The sequence below is a fragment of the Agrobacterium sp. D14 genome, from assembly GCF_001526505.1.
GTDB classification, from domain to species: domain Bacteria; phylum Pseudomonadota; class Alphaproteobacteria; order Rhizobiales; family Rhizobiaceae; genus Agrobacterium; species Agrobacterium leguminum.
On record NZ_ASXX01000049.1, the window covers coordinates 1 to 1,683 of the forward strand.

Consider the following 1,683-nt stretch of genomic DNA (forward strand, 5'->3'; position numbering starts at 1 on the left):
TGAGGAAAGCCGCCGATGAAGATCCTTGTCCCCGTCAAACGAGTCGTCGATTACAACGTCAAGATCCGCGTAAAATCGGATGGTTCAGGCGTTGAGCTTGCGAATGTGAAGATGTCGATGAACCCGTTCGACGAAATCTCGGTGGAAGAGGCGCTGCGCCTGAAGGAAGCCGGCAAGGCCGAAGAGGTCGTGGTCGTCTCCATCGGTCCAGCCAAGGCGGAAGAAACGCTGCGCACCGCGCTCGCCATGGGCGCCGACCGCGCCATCCTGATCGAGACCGACGAGACGGTCGAGCCGCTCGCCGTCGCCAAGCTTCTGAAGGGCGTTGCCGAGGCTGAGCAGCCCGGCCTCGTCATCGTCGGCAAGCAGGCGATCGATGACGATTCGAACCAGACCGGCCAGATGCTGGCAGCATTGCTCGGCTGGGGCCAGGGCACCTTCGCCTCCAAGGTCGTACCGTCCGACGGCAAGGTCGCGGTCACCCGTGAAGTCGATGGCGGTCTGCAGACGGTTGAGCTGAAGCTTCCCGCCGTCGTCACCACCGATCTTCGTCTCAATGAGCCGCGTTATGCGTCGCTGCCGAACATCATGAAGGCGAAGAAGAAGCCGCTCGACAAGAAGGCGCCGGCCGATTTCGGCGTCGATGTTTCGCCGCGCCTGAAGGTGCTGAAGACCGAAGAGCCGGCAGGCCGCAAGGCCGGCATCAAGGTCGGCTCGGTTGCCGAGCTGGTCGAAAAGCTCAAAGCCGACGGCGTCCTCTAAGGTTTCGGAAAAGGGAGATATTCTCATGGCCATTCTTCTTCTGGCAGAACACGACAACGCAACCCTTTCCGACCTGACGGCAAAGACGCTGACGGCGGCAACGCAGATTGCCAAGGGGACGGGAAGCGACGTCCATGTGCTCGTCGCCGGCACCAATGCAAAGGGCGCAGCCGACGCTGCCGCGAAACTCTCCGGCGTATCCAAGGTGCTGCTCGCCGACGACGCTTCCTATGCCAATGCGCTGGCAGAACCGCTGGCGGCGCTGATCGTTTCGCTTGCGCCTTCTTATGACGTCATCATTGCGCCGGCGACCGCCTCGGCCAAGAACGTGACGCCGCGCGTTGCGGCGCTTCTCGATGTTGCGCAGATCTCGGAAATCATCGAGGTCGTCAGCCCTGACACCTTCAAGCGGCCGATCTATGCCGGCAACGCCATCCAGACGGTGCAGGCGACCGATGCGAAGAAGGTCATCACCGTGCGTCCGACCGCCTTTGCGGCGGCCGCTGAAGGCGGTTCGGCAGCAATTGAAACCATTGGCGCTGCTGCAAACCCCGGCCTTTCCAGCTTCGTCTCCGATGCACTGGCGTCGTCCGACCGTCCGGAACTGACATCGGCCAAGATCATCATCTCGGGTGGCCGCGCGCTCGGTTCGTCGGAAAAGTTCAGGCAAGTCATCCTTCCCGTCGCCGACAAGCTCGGTGCCGCCGTTGGCGCCAGCCGTGCGGCTGTCGATGCCGGTTATGCACCGAACGACTGGCAGGTGGGCCAGACCGGCAAGGTGGTTGCGCCGCAGCTTTACATCGCCGCCGGCATTTCCGGCGCCATCCAGCATCTGGCCGGCATGAAGGATTCGAAGGTCATCGTCGCCATCAACAAGGACGAGGAAGCGCCGATCTTCCAGGTGGCAGACTACGGCCTCGT

General features: G+C 62.4%; 2 protein-coding genes. Both read left to right on the forward strand.

Annotation, left to right across the window (positions count from 1 at the left end):
- Nucleotides 1-15: 15 nt before the first annotated feature.
- Nucleotides 16-762: an electron transfer flavoprotein subunit beta/FixA family protein gene (locus L901_RS21230; RefSeq protein ID WP_003520827.1), complete on the forward strand. Its 747-nt coding sequence runs from the start codon at nucleotides 16-18 to the stop codon at nucleotides 760-762.
- Between the two features lie 25 nt (nucleotides 763-787).
- Nucleotides 788-1,683: electron transfer flavoprotein subunit alpha/FixB family protein (locus L901_RS21235; protein ID WP_059760093.1), on the forward strand; the 896-nt coding region annotated here is incomplete at its 3' end.

Excerpts from the sequence above, each read along its gene's own strand:
- L901_RS21230 (WP_003520827.1), top strand. The coding sequence starts at position 16 with ATGAAGATCCTTGTCCCCGTCAAACGAGTCGTCGATTACAACGTCAAG.